We start from the raw sequence: 16305 nt of genomic DNA, 5'->3' as shown, positions 1-16305 counted from the left end.
CACCCTCAAGACCTCCACCCGCCCGCGTGCACCCCCCGGCGCGCGGGCGGGTGGAACACCAACCCATAAGGATGAAGGCAGTGCGCCCCAAGAAGTCGGCCCTTGTGGTTGGAGCCGGCTACGTACCGACCATCTACAAGGGTGGTCTGGCGAGGGTGCGAGCCCTCGCCGGGGACCGGCCGTGCGCCTGTCCTCGCCGATTCGAAGGCTTGTGTGTCGAGGACATGGACCTCCCGCCCATCGGCGGATGGTTCACCGATTACAAGGGTCGCGTCGGAATCTACGTTGCGCGGAAGGTGGTCGTTGACGCTGTAACCCGCGTGACCTACCGCACGATCGTGGCGTTCGAGGAGACCAACAAAGACGGCACAGTTAGCCGCTGGGCGCTGATGTGCGCGGGCCCGAGGAGGCTTCAGCGCACGTACAAGTAGCCCTCAAAGTCTCCCGTCCGTGCGAAAGTTGGGCACGGATGGGCGCAACAAGCCGAAGTGCGAAAGTACTTCGGAATCCTGAAACGAGAAACGAGAAAGGAGATGGAGATGGCATACCTCGCTCTCCGAGGTGCCAGCAACGCCAGTGTGGCGGCGCTCACCCCGGTCCTTCCGGAGCACAGCTACAGCCAGGTCGCAGGTCTGAACCTCACCGCGGACGGTGTTCCGCTGGTCGAGGCCGCCGACGTTCGCGGCTTCACGATCACCAACCGCCCGCCGCCGCTGGGTTCGAAGAAGGACGACGACTGAAATGATCTTCCCCCGTGTGGTCATCGTCGCTGATGACCGTGACTACGCGGCGGACATGGTGGCCCGGCATCTCAGCCGGGCCACCTTCGTTCGCCTCGACCCCGGCCGACCGCGCAACGAGGAACACACCAGCGCTCTCATCCGGAGGAACGCAACTTCGGAGTGGACCGTTGGCGGCGCCCCGGTCGGCCCCTGGACGTCCGTGCTGTGGCGCAAGCCCACCAAGCCGACTTCGCTTGAGGGGGAGGAGGCATGGGCCGCTGACGAAACCACGGTGGCAGTACTTGGCGCGCTCCGCGCCGCTGACGCTGGACGGTGGATGAACGAGCCCATGGCTGTGCACTACCACCGGGTCAGGCTGCCTCAGCTCACACTGGCCGCTGACCTCGGCATGGACATCCCCGACACGCTCACCACCACCAGCCCGGAGGAGGCCGCCACCTTCATTGCCGCTGGACGAACTGTCGTCAAGCCGATGACTCAGACCTACGTCGACTTCGCGCCGGCCTGGGAAATCACCTCGTCCGACCCGCTGATTGGGATGCAGCCGGTACCTCACACCTTTCAGCGGTTGATCGACAAGAAGGCTGACCTGCGGGTAACCGTTGTCGGTGGCCAAGTGTTCGCGGCCCGGATCACATCCGAGCTGCTGGACTGGCGCGCCGGCCCTGAGGCGGCTTCGTATGAGCTGGTTGAACTGGACGACGTCACCACCCACCAGCTCCACGACTACATGGCCGCCGCCAGTCTCTCCTTCGGCGCGTTCGACTTCGCCGAGGATGCTGACGGTCGACCCTGGTTCCTCGAATGCAATGCCAATGGGGAGTGGGGGTTCATCCAGGAGGCCACTGGGGCCCCGATCAGCGAGGCCATCGCCGAGTGGCTGACCCTGGACACCTGACACTGCCCGGTCGGAAGGAGTACCGTCGAAACTCCCGAGCACGGTCAGTACAGGAGGAACCCATGACGGCCTGGACGACGTTCCTGGACGCGGAAGGTCGGGTGAACTGGCGGAGCGGTGACCAGGTCATCGTGGGCCGGGTCAAGGCGCCCTGCACGGACACCCCTTACTGGAACCCGGAGCACTACCCTCCCCACAACTGGGAGAGCCCGCACGACGGGGCGCCGCTGTGGCGTTGCAGGCCTTGCGGGCATGCCACGATCGGGAAGCCAGCGTGCCCGGACACGCAACACCGCTTCGCGTCGAACAGTGACGTCTGCCTGAACTGCGGGCACAAGGTGCTCGATCTCTTCCAGGCGAGTGATGCGAAACCGCAGCTGCCCACTCGTATCGAATAGTGTGAAAAACAGAAAATGCCCCCTTCCCGGCCGGGAAGGGGGCATTTTTGCGTTGTAGATCAGCGGTTCTGCTCGTCCTCCTGCTTGGTCAGCTCGGCCTGGAGGCCGGCCGCGACGTCGAGTGGAGAGGTCTCGTGCAGGGCTGCCGACGTCTTGGTGTCCTCGTGGCGCTGGGCCAGCTCACCGGCACCGAGCAGGGCCGCAGCAGCCGCCACCAGGGCCTCCCACGGGATCGCCGGGTACCAGGCGGCGAGGAGCGGAATCAGGGCCGCAACGGCGGCCACGATGCGGACAGCATGAGCAGAGATGAATGAATTCATCTATTTCCCTTCGTAGTTGTTTCATTCAGATCAGTTCTTGGAAGCGGCCAGCGCCCGGCGAGGACGGCGCTACAGTCTTCCTATGTCCATCGACGCGGCAGCCCTGGCCGACGACCTGTTCGCTCGCACCTCGAAGGCACTCGAAACGGTGCTCGCCCTCGCCGCGGACACTCGGGTGACGTTTCAGATCTCCGACGTCGTGGAGACGGTGGAACGCGGCCTGCCCGCCGGCTACCCTGCGCCTGAGCAAGACGCTTCGAAGCGGGCCGAGTTCATCGAACGGCGGGCAACTGAGATCCTGGACAGCTGGACCTCTGCGGGCTCCTAATCGCTACCGCATGAGACGGGACCAGGTAGCCGGTCCCGGGTAACCATCGGCATCAGCTCCGCGCCAGCCCTGAGCGCGCTGGAAGGCCTGCACGGCTCGCCGATCGGACTCCGACCAACGAGGACCAGGACCAACGGCGTAGAACCGGCCGTACCCGTGTCGGACGAGGGCCTTGCCCAGCGCGGTGACGTGCTGGTTGATCGACCCCGGACGGAACCGGGAAGCCCCCGGGAAGGCTGGCGCCGCACTCGGCTTCGCCGAGCTGGCGGCCGGAATGTCGTGGCCCTGGTGGGTGACCAGGAGAGTCCACGTCTGTGGGCCGGGGATGCCGTCCGCGGAGCTGCCGGTCCAACCCTGGGCCGCCTGGAAGGCCTTCACGGCCTGGCGGTCGGAGTCGGTCCAGCGAGGACCTGGCCCCTCGGAGTAGAAGCGCGCGCCGCCGCGCTGGGCCAGGAGTTCACCGAGGCGGGTTACGTCGCTGTTGTTCGCACCTGGGCCGAACTGGCTGGCACCAGGGAAGGCGTCGGAGTTCGAGGCCGGCGGGGAAACCGGTGGCGGAGTCGGGTCGGGCTGCTGCGGCTCCTGGCCGCCGTCCGGGACGGCTGGCAGGGTGATCGTCTCCCCCGGGTGGATCTGGTCGGGGTTCTTCACGCTCGGGTTGAGTGAGAGCAGAGCGGCCACGCTGATGCCGGCCGCCGCAGCAATGGCCGTGATGGTCTGGCCCGCTCGCACGGTCACGGTTCGGGTTGGCGAAGTCGGGTTGGTCGAGCCAGAGTTGGCCGGGCCGGAGGCAGACGCCTGGTAGGTGAAACACGGCTGTCCCTTCAGGCCGGGGTCCGCCGTGGTGATGCCGCCGTCGAAGGCGGGGAGGCCGTAGCCGTAGACGTAGGAGTCCCGACGACGCCGTTCCCTCTTCATGACCTTATTGCCATTTGCGTCATTGGTGAGGGAAGTATTTCCCTCATAGGTGTAGATGGAATTCGCGTCATACGCGTAGACGATTCCGGTGTGAGTGCCGCCGCCAGGACCGTAGAAGACCTGGGCGCCGATTGCCGGGTAGTCCGAGAATCGACCGCGATCACGGAACCACTGGACCCCGTTGGAACAAGAAGCAGTGCGCGGGTAGAGGCTCGGGACGCCCGCCTTCAGGGCCACCCAGGAGCACCAAGTAGCGCACCAGGGCTGGTAGTTGCTCCATTCAAGGCCGGGGACCTGACCGGAGTACTTCTGGTGTCCTGACGGGCGCTCGCCTGGGGCGCGCTCGGCCTGATATCCGACCTCGGCGGATGCCACGGCGAAGACGGTAGAAACCTGACTCAAGATGCCTCCAGGGCATACAAAAAGGGGCCGGCCATACGGCCAGCCCCTCAGGGGTTAACGAAAGGATTAGAGCCCGGAGCGAATCCGGGAAGGGTCGAGCGTAGTGATCAGCTCGACGAGTCGGCGGTTCTCCGCCTCAATGCGGGTCAGTCTGTCCTTGATTTCATTCAGGTCATCCTGAAGGCGGTCGGCCCGGGTCTTCTGAGCTTCCGCCTCGCCCTTCCAGACCTGAGCCGAATTCATCTGCCAGGATGCCCGGACCATGACCAGAGCGGCCGTTATAGAGGCCGCGGTGCCCGCATAACCGAAAATGTCAGTGGGGGTCATGGGCCTCCTTAGTCAGAAATCTTTTCGACGGTCAGGTTCCAGGACTCTCGTTCATCGCCACTGCCGTTATCACTGCGAAAGCCCTCCCACCACGAGACGCAGTAGGCCGCGAACCGGTCGCCGGCCTGCAAGCGCATGGCCATCGAGAAGGAGCCCGACGCCGCATCACCGTTGATTGGCGGGTACAGGAAGCCACCGACCTTGCCCGCAGGGCTATAGATCCATGCGTGTACCTTCGGGGTGGAGGTGCCCGTCCCCCAACCACCCCAGCTCATCGTGGCCTTGTAGACGCCAGCCTCCGGCACGATAAGAGTTCCACCGTCCGGAGAATTCCACGCCCCTACCTTGGCAATCGGGTTCGAGGTGTTCCAGTAGACCGTGGTGGAGGTGTTCGGGCTCAGTACAACCGGAATTTGCAAGGAGAGCGAAATGACCGGGTTCCCCTTGAGGCGGTTGATGGAAGCCTCATGGTCATTGACCACCGTATACAGCGCGTTGTGTACGTCATACACCTGAGAATTCATGTCGGCAGGGCCGATGACCTGTCGGGAAACCCACGACTTCAGGGCGGGAAGTGAGATCAATTAAAGCTCCAGGATAGTAGTGGTGCCGAGCTCAGAGCCGACGGAGTCGCCGAGAATCCAGGTCGCCTTTCCGTCGGACCGTCCTGGAACTGAGATGAGAACGACCGCCGCCGAAGAGACGGTGGTGTCGAGTTGCACGCTGCCGGGCGAGCCGCCGGCACCCGGCGTATCGGCCACCATCAGGCTGACCTGAGCCGAGCCGAAGTTACCGAGCTGCTGGTCCCGACCGGCGACGCCGGAAGGCCAAGAGAGGCCGGTAAGGGTGCTGGACACGGTGACGGCCGCGTACAAGTTGCGGTAGCTCGTCGAGGCCATCAGCGGAAGCAAGTTGGTGTTGCTGTACTCCTGGATGCCGACTACGGGCGTGAGACCGATGTTGGAGATGTCACCGTTGCGGTACACCAGGTTCATGACGGCGGCACTGCGGGCGTTGCCCACGTCCCAGACCACCGAGTTACCTCGGGAAGGTTCCCAGGGCCACACGGCCACGGCCATCAAAAGCCCACTGGCGAGGGTGTATTGGGTCGGGATGGCCCCAGCAGGGGTGAGTAAACGGGGTGCTGGCGCAGAGCCCGAGGTGACGCACAGACTGACGACGAAATCGTTCGTTCGCACTGCGGGGAGGGGAAGTTCGGCGAGGGCCTGGTCCACGACGAGGGCCTTCGTGCTGGAGACGAAGGAAGGGAACTCCCTCGGAGATGGGGCCGCGCTCATCCACGCGGCCCCATCCCAGTACAGGGGAGGCCGCGGGCTCCACTTGCTCCCGTCCCAGACCTGCGGCGTCTTGTCGATCCAGGCCGCCCCGTCCCAGACCTTGAGCTGATTAGCCATACTGCACCCACACGTCCCCGGCCTTCGGACTGGACGGCGCGTTGGGACCACTGAACACCCGGGCCGAGCCAATGTTCGTTGCCGTGACCGTCCCAGCCGAGATCACCGACCCATCCCCTACAACTCGGAAGACCGAGGAGGTAGTTGTGGTGGTGGCCTTCGAGCTGGTGATGTTGAGGACTGCCTGAGTCGGCCCGTAGGCCGGCGCCCCGATGCAGAGTGCAGCTCGTACACCAACCGTGTCGATCATGAGGGCACCGCTGTTCCGGAGCCGCGTGTAGTCCGTGTTGTCTGCTGTCTTGAGCTTCCAGGCGGAGCCGTTGATGTCGGCGTTCGAGGGCACGATCCACCGAGCCCAGTCCGTACCTGCCGGGACAGGGAGGTCAGCGCCGGCCAGCGGGACGAAATTCGCCAGCCGCTCATTGGTGTACGCCCGGTCCTGGTGAGGGTCAGGTGCCGCCTGGTGCTGGGCCAGGCGCTCACCCGCCGTGACCGACACAAGGCCGATCTTTCCGGCCCCGAAGTCCACCCAAAGCCGCTCGGCGCCGGTGCTCGGGCCGTAGAAGCTGGGGATCATGCCTCGGACGTCCGCTACCAGCTGGATGATTGGGGCGCCGTTGGTGTCGGTCAGGTCCGTCACCTGCCGGGCGCCCTCGCTCGGACCGTCCCAGACAGTTCCGACAGCCCCGGGGATTCGGGCACCGGAGACGCTCTCCGCTACGTCAGCGGCCGTGCCGCCGAAGAGATTTCGTGCCATGGAGCCTCCTTACTGAGTGAAGACGTCGGATTCGACGGTTCCGGACAGGTGCAGGGTCGAGTGAGCCGGAATTCCCTGGAGGACTACTAGGGAATCACCAGCAGGGGTGAAGAGATTCACGGTCGAAGTTCCGGAGCCTTCCCATGTGACCCCCTTGACCGAGGTCATCCACGGCTTACCGCCGCCACCGGCAGGGTTATCGATGTAGCCCTCGAAAATCTGGGCTGTACGGCCATTCGCTGGATTCGGCAGAGAGGTCTGCATGTACCAGCCGGTAGTGACAATGTCGCTAGGCGTCGGATTCTTCAGCTTCATGTTGAAGTGAAATACGTTGGGGGCGATCCAGCGCCACCAGCATTCCCGGTTCACCTCGGCCGGCTGGTTGTTCACGCCCCATAGAGTCGGGGTGTACGGCCTCGCCTTTCCAAGATGGCGGGTCACCATGTAGCCGTCTCGGCTCGTAAAAGCCTCGTACGGGCTGTCTCCGCCGTCCTGGTCGAGGTCATAGATGAAAGTGCCCTGAGGCACGAAGTCGGCGGTTGAGCGGGTGTTCCAGGGCGTTGCCACCGATCGAGGCATGTCGAAGGAGGCGCGGGAGTAGACCGAGAGGGCGCCGTTGGCGGCCGGCACGTCGACCTCCAGCAGCACCATTTCCCAAACACCCCCTGGCGAGCGCTGAGGCCGCGGAGCGATAGGGGAAATGCTGGGCTGGCCCTTTACGGCGGTGATGTTCACCGACCCCTTAACAACGTCCGCCCTGATGACGATCGTGTCCTTGCGGGCCCGGTCGGTTGGATTCGGGTCGATGTCGACATTCAGCGGGGCGGTGAGCTGGTAGTAGAAACCACCGACCCACGCATTACCGGCCTCGATAGAGATCGTGCGGCCGTTGATTACGCGCCAGGCGAAAGGAAGAGCGCCCGGGTCCAAGGTTGAGCTGGTGAGCTGGTAATCAACTCGGTCTCCGCCCCACAGGTGGGCCATCTGCTGCCACTGGACCTGAGAGACCATCTCAGTTCCACCCGAGCCATTAGCCTGAGAAAACGGGTAACTGACTTCTGCCATTACATCCTCGCTTCGAGCTTCCGCAGCTTCTCGCGAAGCTCAGAAACGGTCTTATAGAGATTCAGGGGATCGCCGGTCCCTTGCTCGCCGATCTTCGGGCGAATGGTGAGGTTCTTACCGGCGTCCTCTACCGAGATGTTGACCTCGCGGACGATATCGACGTACTCAACACCGTCGATCGAGACAGTCACCAAGTCCCCAACGAAGTAGTCCCGCCCAAAGCGGGTCTGCTCGGTGTCGATCGGGTAAATTTGGAAGTTGCCGTTCTTCTCACCCTGTTGGAGAACGCTGTCCGCAGCGTCCTCGACGGCTTTCTTCGCGTTCGCGAATTCCGCGTCCGTGGTGTCCTCGCGAGCCTTCACCGGCTGACCCGTAGCCGGGTCGGTCTTCAGTGGGAGGTCTCGGCGGTCCAAGAACTGTTCGATCTGGACGCCCCATTCCGCCTCGGCGTCAGCGTCGATCTTCTGGTACAAGTACCGATCTTCGCCCTCACCCTGGCAAGCCACGATGACGCGGGTTACCCGGGGTGCAGTAAGCGTCCAGATAAATTCCCGCAGGTTCCCAAGCTCAGGGCTGAAACGGACGTCTCGGGATCGGTCTCGGGGAGCGAAGACACGGAGCTCGATGGACTTCGTGTCGGGGTTGTAGAGGAATCGATAGCCGAAATCCTTACCTTCGGTCCACCTTTCAAAAGTGGTCCCGAGGCCATCGAAGCGGAAGGAGTCGTTGACCTGTGCGCCAAGGTCGGCCGGCGCTGGCATCGACAGGCCGGGAATCCGGCGATCGGGAAGAGCGGAGGCGCCTACGGCGTGCTCCAGCTCCCACCACAGAGCTTTGCTCGCTGAGCCGGCGGCCTGGCGAGTTGGACGGGCTGTGTACTGCTTCGAGACGGGCACCGCGGGCTCGGGGAAGGCCAACCTGGAGTAGGCAATCTTGTTGTCGCACTTCCCGCCCACGTAAAGGCTCCCCGGGCCTGTGTGCTGTTCAACTGTCCAGTACTGCTGAAAGAACTCAATCTGCCCTGTCAGAAGCGGCTCAGGAACACCTTCCTGGAAGATGGCGATACCGCCACCCTTCTGCAAAAGGTTCGCCTGCTCGGTGCCGGCCTTGACGAGAAGCTGAAATGACCCCTGCTGGCAGAACCTCACGATAAAGTCCAGCTTGATCCAGGTGTCTATGATGCCGACCCGATTAAGGTCTCGGTCTCGGACCTCTATTCGGTAACTCATAGGCATCAGTAACTCTCATAGCGAGGTCGGAAGGAAAGACGGAGAGAGGCAGCAGAGCTGCCTGCCGTGAGGTCGACGGAGATGGCTGACTTTCCGGCCTCAATGGGCCAGAGCGCGGGAGAGGCGTCCAGCTCTGTCCAATAGTTGGTGCCCTGGTCGTCCTTAAGCGTCTTCACCCCAGGTCGAGTGTCTACAGTGAGGGTGCGGCCCGCCGGCACCGCGTCAGGGCTGCCAGTACCCCCCGCTGCGATCCCGAAGGACTTGCCGTCCGGTGCGGTCATCCGGAATCCTCGGATAGGCCCCTTAAGGTCCCATACGGGCCACGCTTCGACGTCGCCCGGATTGATAATCGGGATGTCCTTGCTGGACAGAGTCCCCTTACTCAGGGAGAGCGGAAACAGAGCCTTTCCTGTCTTCAGGAAGGGCTTCCCGCCGCCGAAACTCCATTCCGCAACCTGAGTATCAGGCCCATAAAACCACGGGTCGAAGGCCGTGAACTGGAGCCCATACTTCATGAAACGGAAACCGGCGTTGTCTACGCCTTCGTCGCCCTCCATACCGCCCTTGTAATAGGCGTAGAGAGTCCGGGTGAGTGAATCAGCCTCAGTGAACTTGAGGACACAGAACCCGTTCTTCGGGTTGAGTGCTGAGATCAGCCGCCGCTTGAGATCCTTCAAGGTGCGACGGTCAACGCCGTGCAGGTATACCGGGATCATGATCTGTCGAGCTGCCACCCGCGAGCCGCGATAGATCGAACCATCCAAATTCGGGCTGTCATCGGAATGCAGCTCGACCGGCGGCATATCCAGCCCGGTGGCGCCGGCCTGGATCAGGATGACGGGCCATTCCCGGGTAGCAAAGGCGGTGAGGGGGATTTCCTCCCCCTCACCATTAGAGCCCGTGATCGTCACGTGAGTGTGGCCCCATGCCACCGGCTGAGGTGGCAGTGGAAGAGGTGCCGGCTGCTGGTCGAGAACCAGCGGCTTAATCGCCGGAATTGGCATGGGGCCTCCAAATGACTACATGGCTGACATAACCTCCGCATACTGGAGGGCGCGAAGAACTGCCTGAGTGGTGTCCTCCGACTTGGCCTCGTGAACGTGAATCTCGTAGGTCTTGCCCTGGAGCATTCGCCGGGTATCCCCGGAATCATGCACCCGCTCACCCCCACGGAAATTCACCAGCTCGGGCCCGTGCTCGCCGACCAGGCGAAGGCCCGGCGACGCGGAAAGCGTCCCGGACCAATACCCGGACGTGCCCGAAAGGGCCTGCGGCCACTTGGCGCCGTAACGGTGGATGGCATAGTTCAGGCCCGCGTAAATCGAGGCAAGGCCGTTAAGGCGCCCGAGGTACTGATACGGTCCGGCGTACGCCGCGAACGTCGCCGGGATCGTCTGCATGAGGCCAGCAGATGCGCCGATGTTGGGATTGAGAGCATTGCTATCCCAGTTGTTCACCGCATTCGGGTCACCGCCTGACTCCACCTTGATTCGGTGAAGAATGAGGTCGGTGTAATCTAGGCTGACGCCCAGCTCCCCGAGGACCCGCTGGACAGTTGGACGCCAACGAGTGACCTGGTCTCCGGTCGGGTCGAGCTTCCCGCCGAACATATCCATGAAATTCAGTGCCTCAGGCGGGATTTCTACGCCGGAGACCTTGGCGTTCTTGTCGAAGTCGAACAGGCCCTCGGTATTGGGAAGCGCCTCCTTGGCTGTACTCAGAACGTCCATGAGGACGGAGCCGGCGTATTCGTCGGGCGCATCATAGATATCCTTGATGGCCTTGACCATGTCCACAACCTGGTCAATCTCAGCCGACGCCATATCCGAAATCGCATGGTAGGCATCAGTGACGCTACCGACTGGATCGGTGATGATGTCCTTTGCTCCACCGACCAGAGACTTCACGGACTCCCAGACCCCGCCGACCAGATTCGATCCGGCGCGCTTCAGAGTCTCGACCGAGAAAGTGTCCGAAAGGAATTTGTTGCCTCGGTCGACAATGTTCCCGTTGCCCTTCCAGACGTCATCCCAGAAGTAATCTCCCAAGATTGGGGCGACAGTCCCGCCGACAATGCCGGCGACCTGACCTAGGACGGTTGGGACTCGTCGGAGAAGCTTCCAAGAGTCGTTCGTAACAAAGTCGAATATGCCCCGGAAACGGTCGGCGACGCCGGACCCAATCCACCTCGACGTGTTGGCGCCAGCACCCAGCATTCCAGTTTGGGCATCACCGCCAACATCGTCCGAAGACTTGGCGAATCGCATTACGTTGATCGCGCCGGTTGCGAAAGGCCAGATGTTCTGAAGACGGATGGCCTCGGTGATCTCGTTGAACCCCAAGCGCCCGGCAATACCGCCGCTGGCGAATCGGGAGAGGTGACCCTTTCGAGCAGCGGCATTCCAGCTGTGAATCAGCGCCGGCCCGAGGGCCGCGGTGACCTCCGGGCGAAGAATTGCCTCACCAGGAGAGAGCATCGCGGGAATGGAGTCCACACCTGGCGCATAGCCCGGAAGGACACCACCAGTCGCGTACTTCTTTTTATTGTCCGGCTTCGAGGGCGAACCCCCGGAGGTTCCTCCAGGCGCCTTCTTGGTGATGTTGTCGATCGAGGTATCAAGGTTGTGAGCGTGCGTGTGAGCCGTGCTCAGGGCACCGCTCAGCTTCTCGACCTGCTCCTTGATGCTGCTCAGAGAACGGCCATTCAGGAGGCCTATTCGGCCTGCCAGGCTGCCTTCACCCGTGCCTTGGCCAACCTTGGTGTAGACAGAATCGGCGGAGTTGTGAACCCCATCGAATTCATTCTTCAGCCCTGACAGGGACCTCTGATTCAGGAGCCCAACACGACCGGCAACGCTGGTCGCCCCGGTTCCTTGGCCGATCTTCTCGTGAAGGCGATCAGCCGTTGCGGTGGTCTGGTCGAACTCACCACGGAGGCCGGAAAGAGACCTCTGGTTGAGGAGTCCAACGCGGCCGGCCACCGAGCCCGCTCCTGTGCCCTGTCCAATCTTCTCGTGGAGCTGGTCCGCCGCCCCGTGGGCCTGGCGAAACTCTGCTGAGAGGGCGTTCAGATTCTTGGCGTCCAGGAGCCCGACAGACCGAGCGGTGTCGTCCACCTTGTTTTTGAGGTCGGTGACCGTGCCGTGCGCGGAGTCGACGGCCACCTTGAGCCCCACCAGCTTCTTGTCATTGAGCTGGGTGACGGCGAGCGACGTGTTCTCGATCTTGTTCTTCAAGTCGGTCACAGCGCCGTGGGCGGAGTCGACAGTCACCTTGAGGGCGGTCAACTTCTTGCCGTCAAGCTGGCCGATCTCGCGCTGACCATCCTTGACGGCGGCCACCAGGCGCTCGGCGCTCTCGCGCGTGGTGGTGAACTCGCCTCGAAGGCCGGAAAGGCTCGCCCGGTTCAGGGGCTCGATCCCCTGCGTCTGGACCTGGTGGACCTCGGCTCGGGCGGCCTGTGCGGCACCCTCGACGCTGCGGTTCCCCCCGGACAACTCCCCGATGATGGAGCGAAGTTGGGTGCTGTTGATCGCCTGGAGGTCTCGGCGGAGCTCCGCCGTCCTTACGTCCGCCTCGCGGATCTGCCGCTCAAGCTCCCGGATCTCAGTGCGGACCCGGCGCTCGTCTCCGCTGGTACCCCCGCTCAGTTCGATTCGGCGGTTCCGGTAGCCCTGCAAGAACCCGTCACCGTCGCTGCGGCTTTGCAGGCCTGCACGGGTCTGGCGGGCAACTCGGGTCGCTCCGCGGACTCCACGGCCGGCGGCCCGTACTGGAGCTGCTGCAACAGCGGCCCCCGTGCCGACGAGCTTCCCGGCCTTGCCGACGAGCTTAAGGACCGCACCGGCAGCAATCGCCAGGGGCCCGAAGACGGCGGCGAGCTGAGCCGCCTTGAGGACCATGTCCCGAAGGCCCGGGTGTTCTTCAAGGAAGTCCGCTGCCTTCTTGATCCACCCCGTGAACTTCGTCAGGGTGTCAATGAACTTCTCGACGGTCAGCTTGAGGGTCGGGAACACGGACTTTCCGATGTCCTGGACATCATTAAGCAGGCCGCCTTCAAAATGCGTCCCATTGTCGTCCATGACCTTCTTGCCCATGATCTTCTGGCCAAGATTGGAGTACTCGTAAGCGCCGTCCTCGCCCTTGGAGTAGAAGAGCTGGCCGAGCTTGAACTGCGCGGCCTCCTTCATGTTCTCTATTCGGCCGCTGATCGTCGCGCCACCCATACGGGCTGCTGCACCATTGATTTGGAGCTTCGGGTCCTGCCAGTGTGCGAGAAGCTTCTCAATAAGCTGCTCGCCCGTCACACCGCCCGTGTGCTTCGCGTCGGCCATGAACGCGTAGAGCTGAGCCGAGGCCTCGTTCGTTGTCGGGATCTCGCGGTCAATCCCGTTTTCCTTGTCCATCTTCTTGAAGTTTGCGATCTCGTCCTTGGTGAGGGCTCGATCACGGAAACCAAGGAGCTTGGCAATCTGTTGGCCGGGAATACCTGTCGCACGCTCAAGCTGCTTGAGGTTACGCAGCGGCGTACGGCCCATGTCCTGAATGACCTCAAGCGCATACATACCCTGGCTGACCATGGTCGGGTCGAGGACACCGCCGTAAGCGGCCGAGTCACCAATCATCTTGACCATGTCGACGGACCGCTGAGCGACTTCTCTGGAGCCCTTTGCGTGCTCCACTGGATCGTCAGAGGCGAAATCCTTGTTGTGCGCCGCATTAGCTCGGGCGTATCGGGTGCCGTACTTGAGCATGTCGTTAACGCTGTACGGCGTCTGAATACCGTACTCGGTCATTTGCTCAAGAAGGCCGGTAACGTCCTTCAGCTCAATTCCCATGCCCCTGAGGCCGGTCTGAGCGGAAATCATGGCGTCGGCGGACTTAATGCCGAAGGTAGTTGCAGCAGCGGCCGCGATACCGAGAGGGGTAACCAGGTTGTTGGTTACGAGGTGCCCGCTCTCAGCGAGGGTCGTTCCGAACTTCTCGGTCCCCTCGAAGGTCTTCTTCCAGCCGCTACCGATTCGCGTCATGACCGACGTGTGAGCGGTCTCCATATCGGATAGCGTGGTGCGGGTCTCGGCAAGCCTCTGGCGGAGTCCGTCCCGCATGGCCGAGTTCTGGGCAATCTCGTCCCGGATAGCCTGCTGCTGGGCCTGCTGACGGACTCGCGCAGTCTCCCGAATGGCCGCCTGAGTTTCCCGTTCGAGACGGAGCCGGGTTGCCTCAATCTCCCGATCGATACGGGCCTCGTCCTCAAGAGCCTGCTGTCGAAGAGCGCGCTCCTGGCGGGCGGTCTGAGCGGCCTCCTCGGCCTGGCGGCGTAGGCTAGCCACGCGCTCCTGTTCCTGCCGCTGAGTCAGCCGGCTGCGAGCCGTCGCAGCCTCGGTCTCCTGCTGCACGGCGGTCCGAAGCGCCCGCTGGGTGACGGTCGACGTCTCCTCGGCGAGCTGCTGCTTCTTGACCTCCAGGTCCCGAGCTTCCTTGAACCGACGTGCGGCCTCGGCGCCGAACTGGGCCGTGAGCTCACGCTCAATCCTCGCCAGCGTCTCCGCGCTGTCCTTGCCCTCCGCCTCGACGGCGGACTTCGCTTTCTTCGCCGCCGTGGCGGCAGCCTTCGGCAGGCTTTCGAATCCCTTGGTGGCCGCAGCGGTAAGCGACTTCCCGGCCTCTGCGCCGGCCCGCTCCATCTGCTTGGTCAGCTCGGCCTTGAACTTGGTCAAAGACTCCCGGCTGAGATCCGTACTGATCTCGATGTAGCCAGAGCCCACCCTGATGGGGCCGCGAGTACTCGGTGCCATGCGGCCTCCTACAGGTTGCTCATGCGGGTGAAGAAGTCGGCGAGCTCACTCCCGGACGCGAAGTCCGGTTCCGGTGCCGAGAGTTCGGGAGATTCCATGCCGGGTCGGGGAACCGGCTCGGGGATCGGCAGGCCAGTCGGGGAGTCTGAATTGGCCTTGATGAACAAGAAATTGGAGAGTTCGAGGGCATCACTCACCCGGGCGAGGAGGTGATCCGCGGTGCCCCACTGGGCCGTCTCATCCATGGCCGCCAGGAGCGCGGAGCGGCCAGCCTTGTTCATCAAGGCGGAGATCAGCACGTGTACACGGCGTAGCGATAGCCGTCCGCGCCAGAGGTCCAGGAGGTCAACGCCGTAGAACTCCAAGAGGTCGGCTTCAAGCTCGTCGGGGTACTCCTGGATAACCCCAACGATTTGGATCAGTTTCCCTGGCCGGCCTGAGCCCGGTTGACCTTGTCGGAGAGGGCCTGAAAGTCGCGGATGGTCGGCTTGGTCTTCCGATACTCGGCCCAGGCGTCCTCACCCACAATCAGGCGGACCGCCTCCACCTCGGATTCGGCCTCCAGAATCTCCAGCGGCATATCCAGAGGAGCAGGGACCGTGAAGGTAATACCGGCGTGCTCGAAAGTCGTCGGCTCGTCGGTGGCCTCCGCCTTCGCGGCGGCAGTCTTCGGGGCAGCGGTCTTCTTGGCAACAGCCATGGGGAACTCCAGCATCTAAAGGGAAGAATGGGGGCCGGGGAATATTGCCCTCCCCGGCAGAGGCCACCGACGTTTAGCCGGTAACGACGGTGCAGGTCTTCGTGGAACCCACCTGCGTCTTGTCGGAAACGGTGTAGCAGTAATCCACACCAGCGTGAGTCACCTTGAGCTCGGCGGTTGCCTGGCCCTTCGGAATAGTCACGTCGAAATTGCCGTCAGCGTTCAGAGTGGTCTGAAGCTGGAAAGCAGTGCCGGCACCATTCAGCAGCTTGACAGTAGCCGGGCTGGTAACGCCGGTAACGGTTACACGGGCAGTCCAGGAGGACGCCGCCGAATCATTGGAGGCGTAACCTGGCACAGCAACCGTGGAAGCGAATGGAGCAGGCGGAGTAATACCGCCGCCGGTGCCCTTAACGTTGTCATTCGTGAGGACGTAGCCCAGCGAGCCATTGGCGTCCAGCGCCGAAATGGTCAGCTCGTACTTCTGAGCCTCGGTGCGCTGAAGGGTAATCGCACCACGATCAGAAATCATCGCCCGCGGAATCACGCAGCGGTACAGCGTGCCGTTCTGGGACCAGTCGACCACCAGGGAAATTTCCTGAAGGTCCGGGGTCGAGGAAAGGTCCAGGCGGTAGGTCCCGGTGTCCGCGCCCTTGTCATCCTTTACAGCCACCCACGGGGCACCCCAGAAGAGTTCAGAGGTGAGCTGATTGGTCTCCAGAAGGGTCGCCTTGATCTGCATGCTCGCAGACTTAACGTTGTAAAGGACTGGGGTGGCACTCTGCCACGCATTAACCGGATCAGTCTCGATAGAAGGCGTGATCGTCACGCCGCCCTCGTCGACATATCCGAAAGCCTTGTAACCGCTGGGAACAGCCTTGCCGTCCCCGACATCGGTCGGGAGCTGAGTCCCACCAGGGAGGCCATTCGGGGCGGGAGCTACGAACACTCCACCGTTAGGAGCAAATCGGATCTTCTGGGCGTCATTAGCCATATGCTCTGGCCTC

Annotated in this window: 18 protein-coding genes; 5 read left to right on the top strand and 13 right to left on the bottom strand. The window is 62.9% G+C overall.

What is annotated here, in order from left to right:
• Positions 1–80: 80 nt before the first annotated feature.
• The 4 genes from ACZ5OX_RS05365 to ACZ5OX_RS05350 all read left to right on the top strand — a co-directional run bounded on the left by ACZ5OX_RS05365 (position 81) and on the right by ACZ5OX_RS05350 (position 2039).
• Positions 81–431, top strand: coding sequence for a hypothetical protein (locus tag ACZ5OX_RS05365; protein WP_465628802.1), 351 nt, complete (start codon positions 81–83; stop codon positions 429–431).
• Between the two features lie 108 nt (positions 432–539).
• Complete coding sequence (locus tag ACZ5OX_RS05360) at positions 540–740, top strand: hypothetical protein (protein WP_465628801.1); 201 nt, start codon at positions 540–542, stop codon at positions 738–740.
• 1 nt (position 741) lies between these two features.
• The gene (locus tag ACZ5OX_RS05355) at positions 742–1641 is read left to right on the top strand and encodes an MvdC/MvdD family ATP grasp protein (protein WP_465628800.1); all 900 of its coding nucleotides are present in this window, start codon (positions 742–744) and stop codon (positions 1639–1641) included.
• A gap of 62 nt (positions 1642–1703) precedes the next feature.
• Positions 1704–2039: a hypothetical protein gene (locus ACZ5OX_RS05350; protein ID WP_465628799.1), complete on the top strand. Its 336-nt coding sequence runs from the start codon at positions 1704–1706 to the stop codon at positions 2037–2039.
• A gap of 59 nt (positions 2040–2098) precedes the next feature.
• On the opposite strand, the gene ACZ5OX_RS05345 is transcribed toward ACZ5OX_RS05350, so the two are convergent.
• The gene (locus ACZ5OX_RS05345) at positions 2099–2323 is read right to left on the bottom strand and encodes a hypothetical protein (protein WP_465628798.1); all 225 of its coding nucleotides are present in this window, start codon (positions 2321–2323) and stop codon (positions 2099–2101) included.
• Positions 2324–2441: 118 nt separating this feature from the next.
• Here ACZ5OX_RS05345 and ACZ5OX_RS05340 point away from each other — a divergent pair, with 118 nt between their 5' ends.
• On the top strand, positions 2442–2687 hold the full coding sequence (locus ACZ5OX_RS05340) for a hypothetical protein (RefSeq protein ID WP_465628797.1): 246 nt from the start codon (positions 2442–2444) through the stop codon (positions 2685–2687).
• Positions 2688–2690: 3 nt separating this feature from the next.
• Here the strand turns inward: ACZ5OX_RS05340 and ACZ5OX_RS05335 are convergent, their stop codons facing one another.
• The 12 genes from ACZ5OX_RS05335 to ACZ5OX_RS05280 all read right to left on the bottom strand — a co-directional run bounded on the left by ACZ5OX_RS05335 (position 2691) and on the right by ACZ5OX_RS05280 (position 16292).
• Positions 2691–3980, bottom strand: a complete 1290-nt coding sequence (locus ACZ5OX_RS05335) for a peptidoglycan-binding protein (protein WP_465628796.1) — start codon at positions 3978–3980, stop codon at positions 2691–2693.
• Between the two features lie 93 nt (positions 3981–4073).
• A complete protein-coding gene (locus ACZ5OX_RS05330) occupies positions 4074–4334 on the bottom strand; it encodes a hypothetical protein (RefSeq protein WP_465628795.1) in 261 nt (86 codons plus the stop codon).
• Positions 4335–4342: 8 nt separating this feature from the next.
• Positions 4343–4918 carry a hypothetical protein gene (locus ACZ5OX_RS05325; RefSeq protein ID WP_465628794.1) on the bottom strand — a complete coding sequence of 192 codons (576 nt, stop codon included), beginning with the start codon at positions 4916–4918 and terminating at the stop codon, positions 4343–4345.
• A complete protein-coding gene (locus ACZ5OX_RS05320; RefSeq protein WP_465628793.1) occupies positions 4919–5749 on the bottom strand; it encodes a hypothetical protein in 831 nt (276 codons plus the stop codon).
• Positions 5742–6506, bottom strand: coding sequence for a hypothetical protein (locus ACZ5OX_RS05315; protein WP_465628792.1), 765 nt, complete (start codon positions 6504–6506; stop codon positions 5742–5744). The genes ACZ5OX_RS05320 and ACZ5OX_RS05315 overlap by 8 nt, the downstream gene beginning before the upstream one ends.
• A 9-nt stretch (positions 6507–6515) precedes the next feature.
• On the bottom strand, positions 6516–7517 hold the full coding sequence (locus tag ACZ5OX_RS05310; protein WP_465628791.1) for a hypothetical protein: 1002 nt from the start codon (positions 7515–7517) through the stop codon (positions 6516–6518).
• 53 nt (positions 7518–7570) lie between these two features.
• Positions 7571–8800, bottom strand: a complete 1230-nt coding sequence (locus ACZ5OX_RS05305) for a siphovirus ReqiPepy6 Gp37-like family protein (protein WP_465628790.1) — start codon at positions 8798–8800, stop codon at positions 7571–7573.
• Positions 8801–8805: 5 nt separating this feature from the next.
• Entirely contained in the window at positions 8806–9711 is a 906-nt protein-coding gene (locus ACZ5OX_RS05300) for a phage tail domain-containing protein (protein WP_465628789.1), read from the bottom strand.
• 108 nt (positions 9712–9819) lie between these two features.
• Positions 9820–14598, bottom strand: a complete 4779-nt coding sequence (locus ACZ5OX_RS05295) for a transglycosylase SLT domain-containing protein (protein WP_465628788.1) — start codon at positions 14596–14598, stop codon at positions 9820–9822.
• Between the two features lie 8 nt (positions 14599–14606).
• The gene (locus ACZ5OX_RS05290; RefSeq protein ID WP_465628787.1) at positions 14607–14897 is read right to left on the bottom strand and encodes a hypothetical protein; all 291 of its coding nucleotides are present in this window, start codon (positions 14895–14897) and stop codon (positions 14607–14609) included.
• A 119-nt stretch (positions 14898–15016) separates the two neighbouring features.
• Positions 15017–15298 (bottom strand): hypothetical protein, encoded by a 282-nt coding sequence (locus ACZ5OX_RS05285; protein WP_465628786.1) that lies wholly within the window; start codon positions 15296–15298, stop codon positions 15017–15019.
• 73 nt (positions 15299–15371) lie between these two features.
• Positions 15372–16292, bottom strand: a complete 921-nt coding sequence (locus ACZ5OX_RS05280) for a phage tail tube protein (RefSeq protein WP_465628785.1) — start codon at positions 16290–16292, stop codon at positions 15372–15374.
• Positions 16293–16305 lie beyond the last annotated feature (13 nt).

This window comes from Kitasatospora sp. NPDC032121, from assembly GCF_055580145.1.
The sequence above is the reverse complement of the archived record's forward strand: the minus strand, read 5'-3'. Positions and strand labels throughout refer to the sequence as shown.

Bases quoted from the DNA above. Each gene is read 5' to 3' on its own strand.
- ACZ5OX_RS05360 (WP_465628801.1), top strand. From the start codon at position 540: ATGGCATACCTCGCTCTCCGAGGTGCCAGCAACGCCAGTGTGGCGGCG.
- ACZ5OX_RS05305 (WP_465628790.1), bottom strand. From the start codon at position 8,800: ATGAGTTACCGAATAGAGGTCCGAGACCGAGACCTTAATCGGGTCGGC.
- ACZ5OX_RS05310 (WP_465628791.1), bottom strand. From the start codon at position 7,517: ATGGTCTCTCAGGTCCAGTGGCAGCAGATGGCCCACCTGTGGGGCGGA.
- ACZ5OX_RS05355 (WP_465628800.1), top strand. From the start codon at position 742: ATGATCTTCCCCCGTGTGGTCATCGTCGCTGATGACCGTGACTACGCG.
- ACZ5OX_RS05315 (WP_465628792.1), bottom strand. From the start codon at position 6,506: ATGGCACGAAATCTCTTCGGCGGCACGGCCGCTGACGTAGCGGAGAGC.
- ACZ5OX_RS05295 (WP_465628788.1), bottom strand. From the start codon at position 14,598: ATGGCACCGAGTACTCGCGGCCCCATCAGGGTGGGCTCTGGCTACATC.
- ACZ5OX_RS05280 (WP_465628785.1), bottom strand. From the start codon at position 16,292: ATGGCTAATGACGCCCAGAAGATCCGATTTGCTCCTAACGGTGGAGTG.
- ACZ5OX_RS05285 (WP_465628786.1), bottom strand. From the start codon at position 15,298: ATGGCTGTTGCCAAGAAGACCGCTGCCCCGAAGACTGCCGCCGCGAAG.
- ACZ5OX_RS05330 (WP_465628795.1), bottom strand. From the start codon at position 4,334: ATGACCCCCACTGACATTTTCGGTTATGCGGGCACCGCGGCCTCTATA.
- ACZ5OX_RS05320 (WP_465628793.1), bottom strand. From the start codon at position 5,749: ATGGCTAATCAGCTCAAGGTCTGGGACGGGGCGGCCTGGATCGACAAG.
- ACZ5OX_RS05340 (WP_465628797.1), top strand. From the start codon at position 2,442: ATGTCCATCGACGCGGCAGCCCTGGCCGACGACCTGTTCGCTCGCACC.
- ACZ5OX_RS05350 (WP_465628799.1), top strand. From the start codon at position 1,704: ATGACGGCCTGGACGACGTTCCTGGACGCGGAAGGTCGGGTGAACTGG.